Below are 17,833 nucleotides of genomic sequence, written 5' to 3'. Positions count from 1 at the left end.
TCCGGGCGTACCGCATTTCCAAAACCGTTGTGCTCAAACTGATTTCAATGCGCATGTGGGAACAGTCGATACTGCACCAGGGTTGCCAATGGAATGACTCTCGGAATCGCGCTGGCCGCCACGAACGTGGAGAACTACGTCGACGCCATCGTGGCCAAGGCTCGAACGGCCCACGACCTCGGCCTGAAATCCGCCTGGTTCGGCCAGCGCATGGATTACGACTCACCCGCCCTGGCCGCGATCGTCGGCCGCGAAGTCCCCGGCCTCCAGGTAGGCACCTCGGCCATCCCCGTCATCGGCCGCCACCCGGTGAACGTAGCCGCACAGGCCCAAACCGCACAGGCCGCGACACATGGCCGCTACCACCTCGGACTGGCTGTAGGTTCGACACTCGTCGCCGACGCGTTCGGAACGCCATTCGATCGCCCCATCGCTCGTCTGCGTGAATTCCTCACCGCGACAATGCAATTACTAGAGACCGGCACGGCCGATTTCCACGGCGAACTGCTGACCGTCACACCGACCCTGCCAACGGCAGTCCCCGGCGCTCAACCCCGACCCCCCGTGCTGGTGGCCGCGATGGGTCCGCAGGCGCTATCCGTCAGCGGCGAACTCGCCGACGGCATCCTCCCCTACCTGGCCGGTCCGAAAACCCTGACCACCCACATCGTCCCTGCGGTCACCCGCGCATCAACCACCAAACCCCGCGTCGTCGCTTTCGTCCCAGCCGTGGTCACCGCCGACACCGAGACGGTCCGCGCCCACGCCCACGACAAACTGTCCTTCTACGAACAGATCCCCTCCTACAGCCGAGTAATCAACTTGGAGGGCGCATCCCGAGCCGCAGACCTGGCCCTGATCGGCGACGAGGAAACCATAACCGCCGGCATCCACCGCTACTTCGAAGCCGGAGCGACCGAAGTAGTCATCACCAGCACCGATCTGAGCACCCAGGAGGACGAACGCCGCACCTGGAAACTGGCAGGCCAACTCGCTGCTGACCGTGTCGGGGCATGAGTTGACTGCGCGCGGCGCGCTCAACCGCACTTCCCAAGGAAGCGGCGTTCGGTGGCATCTGGCGAGAGGAAGGCATATCCGACGTCCCACAACCGGTCAGAGATGCCGGCACGGAAATGATTTTCCGTTCCTATGGTACGGCCAGCTCAGGGCACCGGTCGCTGTCGAGGCGGCGCGACGGTCGGCTTCGTTCTGGGAATCCGGCACTGTCATATCCGGCGGCGATCTGCCATTCGACATGGTCCAGATACGCCCGCGCCCTGTCCAGAGTCTTCGTATCAATCCAATCCGGCACCGCCATCGTGGTGTTCCTGGTGCGCACCGTATGCGGGTCAGCCGGTGCAACGTCTGGCACTGTGTCGGATTGCTGCACTTCAGGTTCGGCGGTCTGAGACTGTGGCGCCAGAGGGTTTGGCTGTGGGCTGTTTTGCTGTTGCGGTCGTGGCCCGCGCGGGTAGGTCCGGAGGATAGTCCGCCATGCTCGGTGCAACTGGCGGATCTGGCGTCGTGCGCAGCCCGGATTGTCTTCCCCCGGCACCGCCAAACCTGGTCGTCCCGGCGCGGCATTGGCTACACCGTGCCCGGCGGCAGCAAGGACCGGTAACACCGCCAGTGCGGTGACTGTGCATGGGATGGCCATGAGCTCACCTCTCGATCCGACCAGACGCCGCCGTAACGAATTATCGAGAGCGGAACCAAACTCATTCGGTTCTCAACCAATTGAGCCACAAAGGCCGCGGGTGGTGCATCCCTCCAATGGGTGGAGAGGCAGGCGTTGGTCTCGCCGCCGCCCACCGCCTGTGGTCGTCGCTAGACGGCTCGATCGTGTCGGTACCTGACGATTTGTCGTGTTTGGATTTCGTTGGTTGGCCTGTTAATCGTCGGATAGGGTTCTGTCACTGATCAGATTGCGGCGTACGCGATTTGCCGCAATCTTCTGGAAGGCAATGCTACTCTGCGAGAGGTATTCGATGACAGATAATGCAAGAATTCGATGGGATAAACATAGGCGTGCGTTTATCGATCCAAACGAGCGTGTACTTGCTAGCTATGACCCATATGAATTCACAGTTGGGAGGCTGGAAGAGTTCCAGGACATCACCGCCGGAGAAATTTCCGAGGTGATGAGGCAGGCAGTTGCGGACAGTGACACCACGGTTGACCCCATGTCTACGATCTCCATCGACTATTTTCCTGCTTCCGTAGGTGTCTTTCGGTCGGCCTGGGCAGCAAACTATCCGTATCCTAAAGACATGCTCATAATGGCTTGTCGCGAAGGCCGTTTCGAGTTCAACATCGATGTAGTTTTACCTCGAAATTCCACCCTTACCGACCAAACCATTCGTTCACTGACCAAGGCTCCCCTGGCAGCCCGAGGGATGACCTGCATAGAGACGAAATTTTATGCTGACAGCAGCGACGGTGCATCTTGCGAGCTGACTGTCCTACCGTCCAATGACATTACGGTGCGCGACATGGCGTTCATGGTGTCACAGATGCGTGATATTGTCATGAACGAGCCTTTTTCTGCCTCGCCTGCAAAGATGTTCTTTGCCATTGAATCGAGTGAAACGCAATTTCTACTTGGCACGGTCGAGTCGGAAGCCCTGGACGCCAAGGATTCTCATTATCCGAAACAAGACCGCAGTCGTATCGACATCGCCAGTGATGTTGCGGCGTTCGCGAACTCTGCCAAGGGCGGGCTTATAGTTATCGGAGCCAGGACAGTGAAGGATCTGCACGGGCGCGACTTCCTTGCGGAGGTTAACGGGTGCCCTATCGATATCGGCGCGAGGGATCGATATATGCGGGCAATCGAAGCCCTTGTCTATCCCGAGATTATGGGGATCAAGATGTGCCGTACACCAGCAGCTCTTGGTGAGATATTCGCGATCCTTATTCCAGAACAGCTTCCCGATCGCATTCCGTTCATCGTCCGCGGTGCCGTCAAGACCGAAGGCCGAATGAGTTCGGCGCTGTTCCAGGTTCCGGTGCGTCAAGGCGACTGTAACGTTCCAGCCCGGATCGAGGACATCCATCGCCGCCTCAACAGCCTTGACGAAGACGACTGATAGTGGCTGTGTTGTCGCCGCTCCCTTTGGAGCTCATGCCTGCCCGTGCAAGTCGTACTGCCGGGTTGGTTGAGCAAGGCGCAGGGCCCGTGCCTGGCTGGAACAGGTACGGACCCCGCTTTCGATATCTATTTGTGGGGAAGATCGGCCGATAAGGTCAGCTGATTCTGGTGGGCTCTCCGAGCGCAGTCGTCCCGGTAGGTCTCGTCATTTTGGCTTCATCGTCGCACGGAGCTATCTGCGGTCTGCGGCCCCTCACGGATGACCATGGCCGCGTTTCGGCGAACGCGATGTCGAGCCCGGCGAGTTCGCCTGCACGGCAGCCGGTATCGGTGAATATCCGGATGGTGGCGGTATCGCGAAGGGCTTCGAATTCTGTACCCGCGCACTCGCGAGCAGGGCGCGGATCGCGTCGTATGGGGGACCACTGCGGGATCTTCGAGCATCGGGCAAGGTCGTTTTTTCGAAGGGATCAGTGACTTTGATCCCCTCTGTCGCAGGGTATTTGAAGGCCTGTTGCAACACCCGGTAGTTGCTTCGTGCGTACTCGGGGCGAGCGACTTGCCTGAGCACTTGTTCGGTCGCGTCAGTAGCAACTCGATGAACCTGCTGCCATGGTCACGAGTGATCTTCGGTGCGAGAGAAGGCGGTTCGTTCTGGATGAGGTAGCTGATGAGTCTTGCGCATCGAATACATAGCTATACGTGTTGTGTATTGATTCGTCTATATGAGTCTGTGTCAAGTTCTTGCAGTTCAGGGGATGCAAGTGGGGCGGGCGGGGCTCGAACCCGCGACCAATGGATTATGAGTCCACGGCTCTAACCGACTGAGCTACCGCCCCTGACCGCTGCGGGGAGCTGCGGGCCTCGCGATGTTACCCCGACCAGGTGGGGGATGCCTAGTTGGGGGCTACGGTGTCGTAGGTTGAGTTGGGAAACCCCCGCCGATGGGGTCGGCGGGGGAGTGGATTGCCTCAAAAGTGTATGGGGAGAGTGGGTTCCGCTACTGGGCGAAGCGAGCGGGGATCTTGTTGAGTTCGAGCTGGTAGTAGAGGATGCCTAGGCCGAAGACGAAGTTCAGGAGGAAGCCGAGGAGGGGGTTGCAGGTGCCTTCGAGGCCTGCGGCCTCTTGGGAAGCTTTGATGCGGTCGCCGGTGCGCCAGAAGCTGATCAGGAAGGCGATGCCGGTCCAGGACAGGAAGATCATGACCAGGAGGGGGCCTGCGACGGGGGCGTCTGGGTCGCGGCGGAGTTCGGCCATTTCCTTGTGGATCTTGTAGTACCAGACGAAGAAGTAGATGCCCAGGGTGATCAGGGGCCAGACTAGCCAGACCAGGACGGGGTTGCGTTCTTTGATGGGGGTGGCCAGCTGGGTGGGGTTCATGTGAATCCTGGTGGTGTGTAGGGGAGTTGGAGCTCCCGGTGTTGCGAGCGAGGCAACCGTAGTGGCGGCTTCGTGAGCAGATCGTGAACCGCATAGGGTGGCGTTACCACTCAGCGGGAGGAAGTCATGGCGAATCTGTTCGTGAATGTGCTACGTGGGCATCAATGGATCTATGAGAAGAGCGGCGGGCTGGTCGGGCATCGGCTGCTGTTCGGGAATCCGACGCTGTTGTTGCGGACCGTCGGGCGCAAGACGGGCCAGCCGCGGACCTCGGCGCTCACCTACGCCAAGGACGGCAAGGACTACTTGGTGACGGCCTCCAATGGCGGATCGTCGCGGCCGCCGGGCTGGCTGGCCAATGTGAAGGCCAAGCCGGACTGCGAGATTCAGGTGGGGACCACCAAGATTCAGGTGACCGCCACGCCGACCTATCCGGATGATCCGGAGTACGCGCGCCGCTTCGCCCTGGTCGACAAGGTCAATGGCGGGCGATACGCGGAGTATCAGAAGAAGACTTCCCGGCAAATCGCCGTCGTGGTGCTCAGCCCCAGGTAGAGGCGCAAAAGCCGCGCCGGGGTGAGCGAGACCACGGCGCGGCGTGTTGGACAGGTGAGTTAAAGGTCCGCTATCCTCTGCGGACGAGGGGAGTACTTCCCAAGAATCATTCCGGTCAGTACGGATCGCGCCATCGTGATCCCCGGGTGGTTGCCCATGGACACGGGTGAAGGAGACCTCAGGCGGTTTTTCCTGCCCGAGGAGGTCCTATGAGTACTGATCTATCATTCCTGGCGAGCCCCGCCGCCATCGAATCCATCGGAACGCCCTGGTTGTGGGCGAGCACCATCGGTGTGGTGCTGGCGCTGCTGGTCTTGGATTTCGCGATAACCCGCCGCCCGCACGAGGTTTCGATGCGCGAGGCGATCGGGTGGACGGTCTTCTACATCGCCCTACCGGTGGCCTTCGGCATCTTCCTGTGGGTGCGCAACGGCAATGAGACCGGGCTGGAGTTCTTCACCGGTTATCTGCTGGAGAAATCGCTCTCGGTCGACAACCTCTTCGTGTTCATGCTGCTGCTGTCCGCCTTCGCGGTCCCGGTGGCGCTGGCACAGCGGGTGCTGCTCTACGGCATCGCCGGCGCGCTGGTCCTGCGCGGCATCTTCATCGCACTCGGCGCGGCCGCCCTGGCCACACTGGACTGGGCCTTCCTGCTGTTCGGTCTGATTCTGCTGGTCACCGCGGTGAAACTGCTGGCCGACGCGGCGGGCGGGCACGACCAGGAGGTCGATGTCTCGTCCATGAAATCGGTGAAGCTGATGCGCCGGTTCATGCCCGTCACCGATGACTACCGCGGCACCAAGATGACCGTGATCGAGGCCGGACGCCGCGCCCTCACCCCGCTGGCGCTGGTCGTCGCCGCCGTGATCGTCACCGACCTGGTCTTCGCCGTCGACTCCGTGCCCGCCGTGTACGGGGTCACCGGTGACCCGTTCCTGGTCTTCGCCACCAACGCCTTCGCGCTACTCGGTTTGCGCGCACTGTATTTCGTGCTGCACGCCGCGCTCTCGCGACTGGTGCACCTGGCCTACGGCCTGGCCGCCATCCTCGCCTTCATCGGCGTGAAGCTGGTGCTGCACTGGGCGCACGGCGTCTGGAGCGGCGTGCCGACCATTCCGACGGCCGCCTCGCTGGTGGTGATCGTGGTGGTGCTGGCGACGGTGACCTTCACCAGCCTGCGCGCCACCCGCGGCCAGAACCGGGACATCGAAACCGCCAACTGAGCCGATACCGCCGGGCAGCCATGCCCGGCGGTTCGCCGTTCCGGCAGCCCCCAGAATCACCGCCATGTGCGTCCCCGACTTCTCGAAGTACCGTGAATCATGATGCTGCAACGTTTCCGGCCACTCGGGGTCGACCGGATCAATAACGCGGTGCGGGACCTGGTGCTCCCCGAAGCCGTCTACAAGACCTGCCCCTGGCAGCCCCGCGACCTGGTGGAAACCGGTCTGCGGCAATGGCTTCGCTGCTGCGGGGCGGCCATGCGGGACGGGCAGGTGATCGGAATGCCGTCGTTCGCCGTCGATGAAGCCTGGCACGGACTCATCCTGTGCACCATGCGCTATCAGCGCTTCTGCGACAGCGCGTACGGCCGCTTCCTGCACCACTTCCCGGCCGGTGAGGGTTCGGGCAATCCGGATGATCCGATGTCCGATCAACTCGGCCGCACCGTGGTCGCCTGGAGCATGGTGGCGCAGCCGGATGAGAAGTGCGTGCTGTGGGACCTGGATACCGTTGTGGGAGTGGATGACCCGTGGGGTGTCCCGGGTGAGCGGGTCGATCTCATCGAAGCGGCGCTGCGGGCCGAAGCCTGAAACCCGCAGCGCCGCAATCGATAGCTCAACTTCCGCCGCCGCCACCGCAGCCGCCCCCACCACCGCCGCAGCCGCCCCCGCCACACCCGCTACCGCCCCCGCAGCCGCCGCCGTGACCGTGCCCGCCGCCGCAACCGCCGCCGCCGCAACTTGCCGAACCGCTGCTGCCGCTGCCGCCGTATTTGCTGCCGTAGCGGTAGCTCGAACTCCGATTGCGGCGCCCCCGACTCTTGATCTCCGCGCGATTGCTCGACCAGATCAACACCGCGACCGGCACCGCCAGAGCCACGAAAATAATGCAGGCAATGATCCCATGCATTGCGATTCACCTCCCCGGTGTCATTTGTTGTAGTTGAAAACTACAGCGCCGCAAGACGGCTCGACAGACCCCGCAATTCGGGGAATGGAAATGGGTGTGAACGCCCGAGCTGCTGGGTACACGCAATTTCGGGACACGAAAAAGCCCCCCGCGGATATCCGCGAGGGGCACATGCTTATTTCGTGTTACGTGAGCTTCACGCGCGCCGCGAAGAACCGCGCCACGGCCGGCGCGAAGCGGTTGAAGCGGTACTGCAACCAGGCTTCCGGCGTCACCGGCACCACGTCACGGTTCTGCTCGACAGCCTTGAGGATCTGCGCCGCGACCTTCTCCGGACCGTAGCGGCGGGCCGCGTACAGCTTGTCGAAGCGCTCCTGCTTGGCGGCCTCGACCTCGGCCGAGACGCCCGAGAAACGAGTGTTGGCAACGATATTGGTGTGCACGATACCGGGGCAGATGGTATGCACGCCGATACCCTTGCCGGACAATTCCGCGCGCAGGCAGTCGGAGAACATGAATACCGCCGACTTACTCGTCGAGTACGCCGAGAAACCGCGCTGCGGCGTATAGGCGGCCATCGACGACAGATTCACGATGTGCCCGCCGAGCCCGCGATCGGCCATGGCCTTACCGAAGGTGCGGCAGCCATTGATCACGCCGTAGAGATTGATATTGAGCACGCGATCGAATTCCGCGGCGGGCGTGTCGAAGAAATCGCCCGCCTGCCCGATCCCCGCATTGTTGATCAGGATGTCCGGCACCCCGTGCGCGGCGATCACCGCGGCGGCATGCTCGGTGACCGCGGCCTCGGAGGATACGTCCAGCTGGTACGCGTGCGCCGTACCGCCTTCGCGCGCAATGAGTTCCGCGGTCTCCTTGGCGGAATCGAGGTTGATGTCCGAGAGCACCACCTCCGCACCCTGCCGGGCGAAGGCCAGCGCGGTCTCACGGCCGATACCGCTGCCGCCGCCGGTGATGACCAGCAGCTGATCCTCGAAAGGCCGCTGCTCCCGGCCGACTTCGGCACGGCGCAGCGCCCGCGAAGTCTCCCCGGTGCGCAGCGAATCGATCAATTCGATGGTCGAGGTGGCCAGCAATTCCGGATGCGAGAACGGCAGCCAGTGCCCGCCGCCGACCTCACGCCGGTACAGGTTGGGCGCCCACTCCTTGGTGTCGGCGTACGGTGCGGCGCGCACCGCCACATCCCGGCGCGCGATGACCAATTGCACCGGCACCTCGGTGCGGCGCTCGCGCGGACCGGTCACCCGCTGCACGATATTGGCGCGGTAGATGCGCATTCCGTCGAAGAAGTCGCGGCGGAACTCCGGCCCGAATTTGATGTTCTCCGGCGAGGTGTCGTTCATCAGCCCGACGAACCGCGACCACACCTTCTCGGTGCCCAGCGGGCGCAGCAGTACGCGCGGCAGTACCGGGGTCATGAACAGGCCGGTGTAGGTGGAGGACAGCAGCTGGGTGAACGGCCCCCAGAGCTTGCCGCGCGCCACGTTCTTCTGCATCCACGCGCCCATATGGTCCAGGTTCGGGCCGGATACCGAGGTGAAGGACGAAATGCGTTCGGCGGCTTGTGGTTCGCACACCGCCTCCCACATCTCCACCGAACCCCAGTCGTGCGCGAGCACGTGTACGGGCGCGTCCGGGCTGACCGCGTCGGCGACCGCGAAGAAGTCGGCGGCGAAATGCTCGAGCCGGTAGTCCTCGGTGCGATCGGTGCGGGTGGACCGCCCGTGCCCGCGGGTGTCGTAGGTGACCACGTGGAAGCGGTCGGCCAGCAGCGGCACCACCCGATCCCACAGGTGATTGTCATCAGGCCAGCCGTGCACCAGCACAATGGTTTCCGCGGACGGCTCACCGTATTCGTAGACGGCGATATCGAATTCGCCGCTGCGCACGATGCGCTCGGAGGCGGGGATGATGGTTTGTTCGGTCACGGTCTTCTCCACGAAGCTCGGAGGAATGGAGCCAGGGCTGAGGTCTAGAGGTCCAGGACCAAACGGTCACCGGTGCAACGCGATACGCAGATGAGCATGTCGCCCGCGGCGCGCTCGGTATCGGTGAGCACGGTGTCGCGATGATCCACCTCGCCGCGCAGTGTGCTCACCCGGCAGGTGCGGCAGAAACCCTGACGGCACGAATACGCGCTGTCGGGGCGGACTTTGAGCACTTCTTCGAGCACCGACTTATCGGCGGGGACGTCGATGACCTCACCGGTGCGGGCCAGCTCCACCTGGAAGGCGGTGCCGTTGACCACCGGCGGCGGTGAGAAACGCTCGGAATACATTTCCACGCCGGGCATATCGCGCACGGCGTCGGCGATGGTCTGGGTCATCATGACCGGACCGCAGCAGTAGACCGAGGTATCGGGGCCGACACCGGGCAGCAGATCGGCCGCGGTGGGCAGTCCGTGCTCGTCATCGGTGCGCACGCTGACGCGCGATCCGAACGATTCCACTTCGGAGAGAAAGGGAATCGTGTCCCGGCTGCGCCCGACATAGGTCATGGTCCAGTCGACGCCGAGGCGATGCGCCATGCGGATCATCGGCAGAATCGGCGTGATGCCGATCCCGCCCGCCACGAAATGCACTCGGGCGGCGGAGGATCCGTAACCGGGCAGCACGAACGGGAAGGCATTGCGCGGTCCGCGCACGGTGACCGCCGTGCCCACGGTGAGCGCCTCATGCACCTCGAGCGAGCCACCGCCACCATTCGGTATGCGGCGCACCGCGATTCGATAGGCGTGCCGGTCGGCGGGATCACCGCACAGCGAGTACTGCCGCACCTTGCCCGAAGGCAGCTCCAGGTCCAGATGCGCGCCCGGCCGCCACTCCGGCAGCGCCCGGCCGTCCGGTGCGGTGAACATCAGGCTGATGACATCGGTATCGTGCGCCTCCACTCGGCGCTCCACCAGCACCAGCGGGGTGCGCCGGTCGTCGATGGCCGCGGGCGGCTGCTTCCGATTCACGAAAGTGGTCCAGCGCAGCCGTGATTCGGCGATCAGATCCAGCACGCGGGTGGCGCGATCGACGCGCTCCCTGCCGTACAGGTCCGCCGGCGGCGTGGCGGGAACCGGCCGGATGGTGTTCATGGTGGTCACGAGGCCATGATCCGAGCCGCCGGGGACTGCGCCAGGTACGCCACGGCCTGCGCGGTCGAGCCAACGGGTTCGGGGCTGTAACCGGGCTTGAACGTGGACAGGGCGCTGATCAGCAGCGACGGGATACCGGGCACCGAACCGCGCCACATGCACGCGAAGATCCGCAGCACCAGCACCGGATACCGGTGATTGGGCAGCGCCGGATCCTGATGTACCAGGTACTTGGTGCCGCGCAGCAGCAGTGCGATGAAGATCGGGAAGACGAGCAGCATGAGCGCCCCGCGGCGGACATAGCCCACCCCGAAGTACTCGGCGACATCGTGCGCGACCATGCGGTGCTCGACCTCTTCGGCCCCGTGCCAGCGGAACAGGTCCAGCATCTGCGGGTCGGCGTCGAACTTCTCCAGATCGGCGTTGAGGATCCAATCGCCGAGGAAGGCGAAGAAGTGTTCCAGCGCCGCGATCACGCCCAGGCGTTCCACCAGCACCTGCTGCTGGGCCGCGGCGGTGGGCATCTCGCGGTGGCCCAGGGTCTTGCGGAAGAGGAATTCCGCCTGCCGCACATAGGGTTCCACGTCGATGCCGTGCGTGGCCAGCACCTCTTCGAGGGCTCCGTTATGGCTTTCGGCGTGCATGGATTCCTGGCCGATGAAGCCGATCATGGCCTCGCGCAGCTTCTCGTCGCGCACCAGTTCCAGGGCTTCGCCGTAGGTGACCAGGAACATGCGCTCGCCCTCGGGCAGCAGCATGCTCAGCGCATTGAGGACATGTGAGGCGATGGGTTCGGAGGCCATCCACACCGGTTTGGTGTTCGACCAATCGAATCGCACGTTCCGGGCGTGCAGGGCTACCTCGCCGGGTTCGATCACCGTACGGCGGCCCAGTTTCGGAAGTAGCTTCATCGATACTCCTGGTTAGTTCCAATGACACAACTTTGTGGCGTGACGGCCGGGCGCGGGGCCCGGTCATCGTTTGCTGCGTGAGCGTAGCAATATTCTACGCATATATGGAACCGCCAGTAACAGCTAAACCGTCAATGTGCCGTGGCGAGGTGCTCACCGTAGAAGAGCATCAGGCCGACGCCTGCGGAAATGCCCCCGAGCAGCCAGAATCTGATGATCACCGCCGTCTCCGGCCAGGTGCTCAGCTCGAAGTGGTGATGGAACGGGGCCATCTTGAACAGCCGGGTCCGGGTGGTCCGGAAGACCGCGATCTGTAGCAGCACAGACAGAATCTCCGCCACGAACAGCGCGCCGATCACCACCATGAGCAGTTCGGTGCGGGTCGTGATCGAGATGCCGGCGATAAGCCCGCCCAGCGCCAGCGAGCCGGTATCGCCCATGAAGATCTTGGCCGGATTGGCGTTCCACCACAGGAAGCCGATGCAGGCCGCCGCCCCCGAGGCGCAGACCAGGGCCAGATCCAGCGGGTCGCGGACCTGATAGCAGGCCGGGCCGGGCTTGATGGAACACGCGTTGGTGTACTGCCAGAGCGTGACGATCACGTACGCGCCCAGCGCGAGGGCCATGGAACCCGCGGCCAGACCGTCCAGGCCGTCGGTGATATTGACGGCGTTCGACCAGGCCACCACCAGGAACACCACGAGGATCAGGAAGACGACCACGCCGAACGACAGGAAGGTGTAGTCGCGGACATAGGACAGGTGACGGCTGCCCGGGGTCAGGCCGGAGCTGTTCGGGAAGCGCAACGCCAGCACACCGAAAACGATGGCGGCGGTGAGCTGGCCCAGATATTTGCCCTTGGCGGTGAGGCCGAGGTTGCGGCGTTTGGTGAGCTTGATGTAGTCGTCCAGGAAGCCGACGATGCCCAGCGCGGTCGCCAGGCCCAGCACCAGCAGGCCCGAGACGGTCAAACCCTCTGCGTCATAGCGGATTCCGATCAGATGCGAGCCCAGGTACCCGGCCCACATACCGACCAGGATGGCGATACCGCCCATGGTCGGGGTGCCGCGCTTGGCCTGATGACTGGCCGGGCCGTCGGACCGGATCTCCTGTCCGACATTCCTTTTCGCGAACAGCTTGATGAGCAGCGGTGTCAGTGTTATCGACACCGCGAGCGCGATCATCACCGCGAAAAGAATCTGCCTCATCTGACCACCTCATGCTGCCGAACGTTCGTCATGACGCTATCGCCAGCAGGTACCACGGTTCACAGGCGGGTTCGGCTCAACGGGCAGCACGGGGGTGGGACGGTTAGAGCACCGCCTGCGTCTGGGTCACCTTGGCGACGAGTTTTCCTGCGTCATCCCGGATTTCGGTCTCCACCACGATGAAACTGCGGCCCGCGTGCAGCGGGCGCGCCGTCGCGGTGGCATAGCCCGAACGCACACCGCGCAGGAAATTCGTCTTCGACTCCACCGTAGTGGTGCCCTGCTTGCCCTCGGGCAGATTCAGGAACGCGCACACCGCACCCGTGGAATCCGCCAGCGCCATCAGCGCGCCACCGTGCAAACCGCCACCCAGCGTGCACAGCGATTCATCCCAGGCCAGGCGGCTGCGCACCTGCTCCGGACCATGCTCGAGCACCTCGATACCGAGCCGGTCCGCGAACGGCATGGTGCTGAACAGTTTCGCGCCGATCGGATCCAATGGAGATTCAGTCATGAGATCGACTGTGCCTGAAGGGAGTGATCCGCGTCGATTACCTCGGGGGTAATGCGGACTGCCCATGCCTTCACCACGGGCTCGCATGCGGCGGTGCGGTTCTGCCAGACTCGGCGGGTGCGGGTAGGTGTGTTGGGGCCGGTGGTGGCGTGGGCCGAGGATGGGACGTCCATCGAGGTCGGTGGGGTTCGGGTGCGGATGTTGCTGGCCCGGCTGGCACTGGAGGCCGGTGGGGCGGTACCGGTGGGGGCGCTGATCGACGGATTGTGGGGGGAGGAGCCGCCCGCGGATGCGGCGGGGGCATTGCAGGCGCTGGTTTCGCGATTGCGGCGGGCGCTGGGCGGGGCGGGGACCGTGGAGCTCGGGGCGGGCGGGTATCGATTGCCCGGGGTCGAGGTTGATGCCGAGCGGTTCGAGGAGCTGGTCAAGCGGGGGCGGCGGGAACTCGCGGCCGGGCAGGCCGAATCGGGCGCGGGGCGGGGTGAATCCGCGCGGGTGCGAGCGGAGTCCGCGTCGGTGGCGCTTACCGAGGCGCTCGGGTTGTGGCGCGGGCCGGTGCTCGGGGATGTGGAGGATGCGCCGTTCGTGCGGTCCGTGGCCGCGCGGCTGGAGGATATGCGGGCCGGGGCGGTCGAGGATCGGTTTGCCGCTGAGATTCAAGTGGGGCGATTCGCGGAGATTCTCGTGGATCTCGAGGTCGAGGGGAGTGCGCATCCGCTGAGTGAGCGGCTCGCCGCGCTGCGCATTCGGGCGCTGGCCGCGGCGGGACGGCAGTCCGATGCGCTCGCGGTGTACGAGGATATGCGCGAGCGGCTCGGGGATGAGCTGGGGATCGATCCCTCGGCGGAATTGCGCGATACGCATCTCGCGCTGTTGCGCGGGGAGCTCGAAAGTCCGCCCGTGCGTAGGGAACCCGTCGGGAGTACGTTGCCCGCTCGGTTGAACAGCTTCGTCGGGCGGGATGGAGAATTGGCTGCCGTCGCGCGGCTGCTCGGGGAATCGCGGCTGGTCACCATTGTCGGGCCGGGTGGGGCGGGGAAGACTCGGCTTTCGCTCGAAGCCATGTCCCGGTATGGCGGTGGACCCGTGTTCTTCGTGCCGCTGGCCGAGATCGGGGCACCGGATCAACTCGCCGATGCTGTTGCGGGAGCGTTGGATCGGGCCGCGGACGGGAGTGCGACGGATAAGACCGCGCGACTTGCCGAACTGCTCGATGTCGGTGCGGCGGTACTGGTTCTGGACAATTGCGAGCACGTCATCGCGGCCGCGGCCGAACTCGCCGCGCGACTGCTGGATCGGCTGCCGCAGTTGCGGATTCTCGCCACCAGTCGCGAGCCGCTCGCCATCACCGGTGAGGCGCTGTGCCACCTGGAGCCGCTCGCGGTACCGGCATCGGTTACCGAAGCCGCTGTCGCGCAGCGGTCCCCGGCGGTACAGCTGTTTCTCGATCGTGCCGTCGCCGTGCGCCCAGGGTTCATCCTGGACGATCGCACTTTCGGACCGGTCGTGGAGATCTGCCGCCAACTTGACGGCGTCCCACTGGCTTTGGAGCTGGCTGCCGCCAAACTCCGCGCCATGAGCATCGATCAGATTGCTCGCCGACTGGATGATCGCTTCCGGCTGCTCACCTCTGGCAGCCGTACCGCCCTACCGCGCCAGCGCACCCTGCTCGCGCTGGTGGAGTGGAGCTGGGATCTGCTGGAGGATTCGGAGCGCATTCTCGCCCGCCGCCTGTCCGCGTTCCCCGGCGGCGCGACAATCGAAGCGCTGGAAGCCATTTGCGCCGATGACGCGCTCCCGGCCGACGATATCGTCTACCTTCTCGGCGCGCTGGTCGAGAAGTCCGTGGTGCAGGCGTCGGATGATGATCAACCCCGCTATCGCATGCTCGAAACCATTCGCGCCTATGCCGCCGAGCAACTCGTGAACTCAGGGGATGACCTCACCGCCGTCTTCACCCACCACTACCTGGTCCTTGCCGAACAACTCGAACCTTTGCTTCGCACCGGCGAACAACTCAGCGCCATCGCCGTTTTCGACGCCGAACACGCGAATATGGCCGCCGCTCTCCGTGCAGCCCAACCACCTGCCGCCGGAGAGCGCGAAGCGGGGCAGTTCGATGCTGCGGGACGGGCACAGTTGGCGAGCCGGTTCACGCGGGCGATGTTCTGGTACTGGGGGATTCGGGGGATGAGCAGCCAGTTCGAGACCGCCATCGCCGGTGTCCTGCGCTTCGGTGACGAGCTACCGGAGGACGCGCGAGCGGCCTACCGGGTGATTCAGTTGATGGCCGGAGCGCCCGCCGACGAATCGGTGTCGGTGCGTGAGCTGGTCGAGGACTGCGTGCGGACCGGGGCGCTGGAATTCCATCCCGCACTGCCGCTGTGGACTTCGCTGCTCGCATTTCAAGCAGGTGAGGATGAGCTGGGGGAGCAGCAGCTGGAACGTGCGCTGGAATGGCCCGACCCGTGGCTGCGGGCCAGTGCGCACCTCGCACGGGATATGGCATTCACCGGGCGCGGTGAGCTGCTCGCCGGAGCCGTGGAGCGGCGGGAAGCCCTGCGGGACTTCGAGATCGCCGGGGACCGCTGGGGGCTCGGCATGGCCCTGCTCGCGGTCGGGCGGGATCATTCGCTGCGCGGCGCGCACGACGACGCCATCGCGGCCTTCGGGCGAGCCGTGGTCATCGCCTCCGAACTCGGGATGGAAGACGATGTCTTCACCAGCCGCACCGAACTGACCCGAGAACGCATGCGCAGCGGGGACTTCGCCGGAGCCGAGAACGATATCCGCGCCGCACAGCGGGTGGCGGAGGAACTCGGGTATGCCCGAATGACGGCCGTCCTCGGATTCAGCGAGGCCGAATTGCACCGCCGCACAGGCGATGTGGCGCAGGCCGAACGCGATCTGGATCTGCTCGAACAGCGCATCGGGCGGTTGCCGGTCCCCGACGGCATCGTACTCAACCGAATCGCGATGGCGCGCATGGCAGATCGGCTCGCCGACGGTTCCGCCGCCGCAGCCCGCAGACTCCTCCCCGAGGTCATCGAGGGCGCATTCGTCTACGGTGACGTCGCAGCGGTCACCGAGGCCACCGCCCAGGCGGCGGAACTACTGGCCAAATTGCAACTGCTGGAAGACGATCCATCCGCCGCAGCCACCTCACTGGGCCTGAGCGCCGTAATCCGAGGCGTATTCGACGACGGCGAACCCGAACTCCGCACCCTCATCACCGACCTCATCACCCGCCTCGGCGAACACCCCTTCCGAACCGCCTACCTCACCGGCTCCGACCTCCCCCGAACCGAAGCCCTTGCCCGCCTCCGCGCCGAACTACCAACGCCCTGACACCGAGCCGGGTGGCGGGTAGTCCGCCACCCGGTGGTGCTAGACCCTGGTGAAGAGGCGGCCTGCCAGGTCGAGGCCGGTGATCTTGCCGGAGGTGTTGCGGCTGAAGTAGCCGCGCTGACCCTTGAAGGAGCCTTCGGTGATGATGTATTCGTCGTCGTCGCCGGGGAGCAGGCCGAAGGGGAAGGGTGGGTGGTCCTGGGGGAGGTCGGTGTCGGAGGCGGCGCGGATTTCGGGCTTGATCTTGCATTCCAGGGATAGGCCCGTGTCGTCCATCAGGACGGTCATGGTCATGGCGTCGATGTCGTAGGTGCCCACCAGTTCTCGGGCGCGGTCGGGGTCGTGGGCGATCGGTTCGGGATCGGAGTCGATGACGCCGAGGTAGTGCTCGAGGGCCCAGCGGACGATGGCCACATTGGCGGGGATGCCGTCGGGGCTGGCGTTGGACATGACCGAGATGGCGAAATCGCGTTCGGGCACCAGCAGCAGTTCCGCGAACTGGCCGAAGGCCGAGCCGCCGTGGCCGACGGTGCGGACGCCGTCGACATCGCGCAGGAACCAGCACAGGCCCAGGGCATCACCGAGGGTGCTCGACTTCAGCTGCACGGTGGGCTGTTTCATCAGATCCAGCCACGCGGCGGGCAGGACGGTCTCGCCATCCTCAGTGGTGCCGTCGCCGAGTTGGAAACGCGCCCAGCGCAATTGCTCGGTGACCGTGGAGGAGATGCCGCCGCCCGGGTTATTGGCGCGGGTGCCGTTCCAGGCGCGGATCACCGACAGTTCGCCATCCTCGCCGCGCTCGTGGCCGACCGAGAAGCGGCGGGTCATGAGCTCGTTGCGCAGGTAGCCGGTGGCGGTCAGGCCCAGCGGGGCCAGCACCCGGGTGCGCACGACATCCTCGAAGGGCTGCCCGGTGACCTTCTCGATAACGCGGCCCAGCAGGTTGTATCCGGCCTGGCTGTAGGAGGCGCGCACGCCGGGCGCGGCGATGAGCGGGATCTCCGCCAATTCGGCGACGAACCGGGCCAGCGCGTCATCGCCCTCACCGGTGTCGTTGATGACATTCCATTCGAGTCCGGAGGTGTGATTCAACAGCTGCCCGACAGTGATTGTCGCGGCGGAGGTTTCGTCGATCAGGGTCAGTTCCGGTACGTAGGTGCGCACCGGTGCGTCGAGTTCGACCTTCCCCTCGGCGACCAACTGCATGATCGCGGTGACGGTGAAGGTCTTGCTGACCGAGCCGACGGTGAACAGCGTGTCCTTGTCGACGGGCAGCGGATTCTCGATGCTGGTGACGCCGTGCGCGGCGAAGATCTCGCGGCCGTCGACCCGGATACCGACGCAGATGCCGGGGATGCCGAACTTCTCGGCGGTGGCGGCGACGAATTCCTGGAGCGCGATTTCGGACATTTCGATTACCTCTTCCGTGGGTGCGGTGGCGGCTCGTTCGGTGCCGCTCATCCGGTCTGAAATCAGCTTGCCGAGCGCCGCTGACAGTCGGCCGACAGTGCGCTGACAGCACCGGACCGATCATCGACAGCACGGATTCCGGGGTGCTTCGCGCTGGTCAGGAACCTCTCTCAGCGGCC

At 64.7% G+C, this 17,833-nt stretch carries 13 protein-coding genes and 1 tRNA gene; 6 read left to right on the top strand and 8 right to left on the bottom strand.

The features are described 5' to 3' along the window. The first annotated feature begins 93 nt into the window (after positions 1-93). Complete coding sequence (locus ACFC4D_RS34390) at positions 94-1,017, top strand: TIGR03564 family F420-dependent LLM class oxidoreductase (RefSeq protein WP_376069455.1); 924 nt, start codon at positions 94-96, stop codon at positions 1,015-1,017. Positions 1,018-1,988: 971 nt separating this feature from the next. After that, the gene (locus ACFC4D_RS34385; protein ID WP_376069452.1) at positions 1,989-3,089 is read left to right on the top strand and encodes a helix-turn-helix domain-containing protein; all 1,101 of its coding nucleotides are present in this window, start codon (positions 1,989-1,991) and stop codon (positions 3,087-3,089) included. Positions 3,090-3,856: 767 nt separating this feature from the next. Here the strand turns inward: ACFC4D_RS34385 and ACFC4D_RS34380 are convergent. Both ACFC4D_RS34380 and ACFC4D_RS34375 read right to left on the bottom strand, forming a co-directional pair. Beyond that, positions 3,857-3,930 (bottom strand) — tRNA-Ile (locus ACFC4D_RS34380). A gap of 161 nt (positions 3,931-4,091) precedes the next feature. Next, a complete protein-coding gene (locus ACFC4D_RS34375; protein ID WP_375968397.1) occupies positions 4,092-4,472 on the bottom strand; it encodes a DUF4234 domain-containing protein in 381 nt (126 codons plus the stop codon). Between the two features lie 126 nt (positions 4,473-4,598). Between ACFC4D_RS34375 and ACFC4D_RS34370 the strand changes: the two genes are divergently transcribed. From ACFC4D_RS34370 to ACFC4D_RS34360, 3 genes are all read left to right on the top strand, one after another. Continuing rightward, on the top strand, positions 4,599-5,027 hold the full coding sequence (locus tag ACFC4D_RS34370; RefSeq protein WP_364638334.1) for a nitroreductase family deazaflavin-dependent oxidoreductase: 429 nt from the start codon (positions 4,599-4,601) through the stop codon (positions 5,025-5,027). Between the two features lie 209 nt (positions 5,028-5,236). Further along, the gene (locus tag ACFC4D_RS34365) at positions 5,237-6,250 is read left to right on the top strand and encodes a TerC/Alx family metal homeostasis membrane protein (protein WP_375968396.1); all 1,014 of its coding nucleotides are present in this window, start codon (positions 5,237-5,239) and stop codon (positions 6,248-6,250) included. Between the two features lie 99 nt (positions 6,251-6,349). Next, positions 6,350-6,841, top strand: a complete 492-nt coding sequence (locus ACFC4D_RS34360; RefSeq protein WP_375968395.1) for a hypothetical protein — start codon at positions 6,350-6,352, stop codon at positions 6,839-6,841. Between the two features lie 504 nt (positions 6,842-7,345). On the opposite strand, the gene ACFC4D_RS34355 is transcribed toward ACFC4D_RS34360, so the two are convergent. The 5 genes from ACFC4D_RS34355 to ACFC4D_RS34335 all read right to left on the bottom strand — a co-directional run bounded on the left by ACFC4D_RS34355 (position 7,346) and on the right by ACFC4D_RS34335 (position 12,896). Next, complete coding sequence (locus ACFC4D_RS34355; protein WP_376069449.1) at positions 7,346-9,109, bottom strand: SDR family oxidoreductase; 1,764 nt, start codon at positions 9,107-9,109, stop codon at positions 7,346-7,348. Between the two features lie 44 nt (positions 9,110-9,153). Next, on the bottom strand, positions 9,154-10,263 hold the full coding sequence (locus tag ACFC4D_RS34350) for a PDR/VanB family oxidoreductase (RefSeq protein ID WP_375968614.1): 1,110 nt from the start codon (positions 10,261-10,263) through the stop codon (positions 9,154-9,156). Between the two features lie 5 nt (positions 10,264-10,268). After that, positions 10,269-11,174: a metal-dependent hydrolase gene (locus tag ACFC4D_RS34345; protein ID WP_375968393.1), complete on the bottom strand. Its 906-nt coding sequence runs from the start codon at positions 11,172-11,174 to the stop codon at positions 10,269-10,271. 131 nt (positions 11,175-11,305) lie between these two features. Continuing rightward, positions 11,306-12,382, bottom strand: a complete 1,077-nt coding sequence (mraY, locus tag ACFC4D_RS34340) for a phospho-N-acetylmuramoyl-pentapeptide-transferase (protein ID WP_376069446.1) — start codon at positions 12,380-12,382, stop codon at positions 11,306-11,308. Positions 12,383-12,485: 103 nt separating this feature from the next. Continuing rightward, positions 12,486-12,896, bottom strand: a complete 411-nt coding sequence (locus ACFC4D_RS34335; RefSeq protein WP_376069443.1) for a PaaI family thioesterase — start codon at positions 12,894-12,896, stop codon at positions 12,486-12,488. A gap of 51 nt (positions 12,897-12,947) precedes the next feature. Here ACFC4D_RS34335 and ACFC4D_RS34330 point away from each other — a divergent pair, with 51 nt between their 5' ends. Further along, complete coding sequence (locus tag ACFC4D_RS34330) at positions 12,948-16,244, top strand: BTAD domain-containing putative transcriptional regulator (protein WP_376069440.1); 3,297 nt, start codon at positions 12,948-12,950, stop codon at positions 16,242-16,244. Between the two features lie 39 nt (positions 16,245-16,283). Here ACFC4D_RS34330 and ACFC4D_RS34325 read toward each other — a convergent pair whose 3' ends face one another. Further along, entirely contained in the window at positions 16,284-17,654 is a 1,371-nt protein-coding gene (locus ACFC4D_RS34325) for a serine hydrolase domain-containing protein (RefSeq protein WP_376069437.1), read from the bottom strand. Between the last annotated feature and the right edge of the window lie 179 nt (positions 17,655-17,833).

Origin of the sequence: Nocardia sp. NPDC056000 (assembly GCF_042269265.1) — a bacterium.
Lineage (GTDB): Bacteria > Actinomycetota > Actinomycetes > Mycobacteriales > Mycobacteriaceae > Nocardia.
The sequence above is the reverse complement of the archived record's forward strand: the minus strand, read 5'-3'. Positions and strand labels throughout refer to the sequence as shown.

Coding starts and splice junctions, on each gene's coding strand:
- ACFC4D_RS34335 (WP_376069443.1), bottom strand. CDS start 12,896: ATGACTGAATCTCCATTGGATCCGATCGGCGCGAAACTGTTCAGCACC.
- ACFC4D_RS34325 (WP_376069437.1), bottom strand. CDS start 17,654: ATGTCCGAAATCGCGCTCCAGGAATTCGTCGCCGCCACCGCCGAGAAG.
- ACFC4D_RS34370 (WP_364638334.1), top strand. CDS start 4,599: ATGGCGAATCTGTTCGTGAATGTGCTACGTGGGCATCAATGGATCTAT.
- ACFC4D_RS34350 (WP_375968614.1), bottom strand. CDS start 10,263: ATGAACACCATCCGGCCGGTTCCCGCCACGCCGCCGGCGGACCTGTAC.
- ACFC4D_RS34345 (WP_375968393.1), bottom strand. CDS start 11,174: ATGAAGCTACTTCCGAAACTGGGCCGCCGTACGGTGATCGAACCCGGC.
- ACFC4D_RS34375 (WP_375968397.1), bottom strand. CDS start 4,472: ATGAACCCCACCCAGCTGGCCACCCCCATCAAAGAACGCAACCCCGTC.
- ACFC4D_RS34390 (WP_376069455.1), top strand. CDS start 94: ATGACTCTCGGAATCGCGCTGGCCGCCACGAACGTGGAGAACTACGTC.
- ACFC4D_RS34330 (WP_376069440.1), top strand. CDS start 12,948: ATGCGGACTGCCCATGCCTTCACCACGGGCTCGCATGCGGCGGTGCGG.
- ACFC4D_RS34360 (WP_375968395.1), top strand. CDS start 6,350: ATGATGCTGCAACGTTTCCGGCCACTCGGGGTCGACCGGATCAATAAC.
- mraY (WP_376069446.1), bottom strand. CDS start 12,382: ATGAGGCAGATTCTTTTCGCGGTGATGATCGCGCTCGCGGTGTCGATA.
- ACFC4D_RS34385 (WP_376069452.1), top strand. CDS start 1,989: ATGACAGATAATGCAAGAATTCGATGGGATAAACATAGGCGTGCGTTT.
- ACFC4D_RS34365 (WP_375968396.1), top strand. CDS start 5,237: ATGAGTACTGATCTATCATTCCTGGCGAGCCCCGCCGCCATCGAATCC.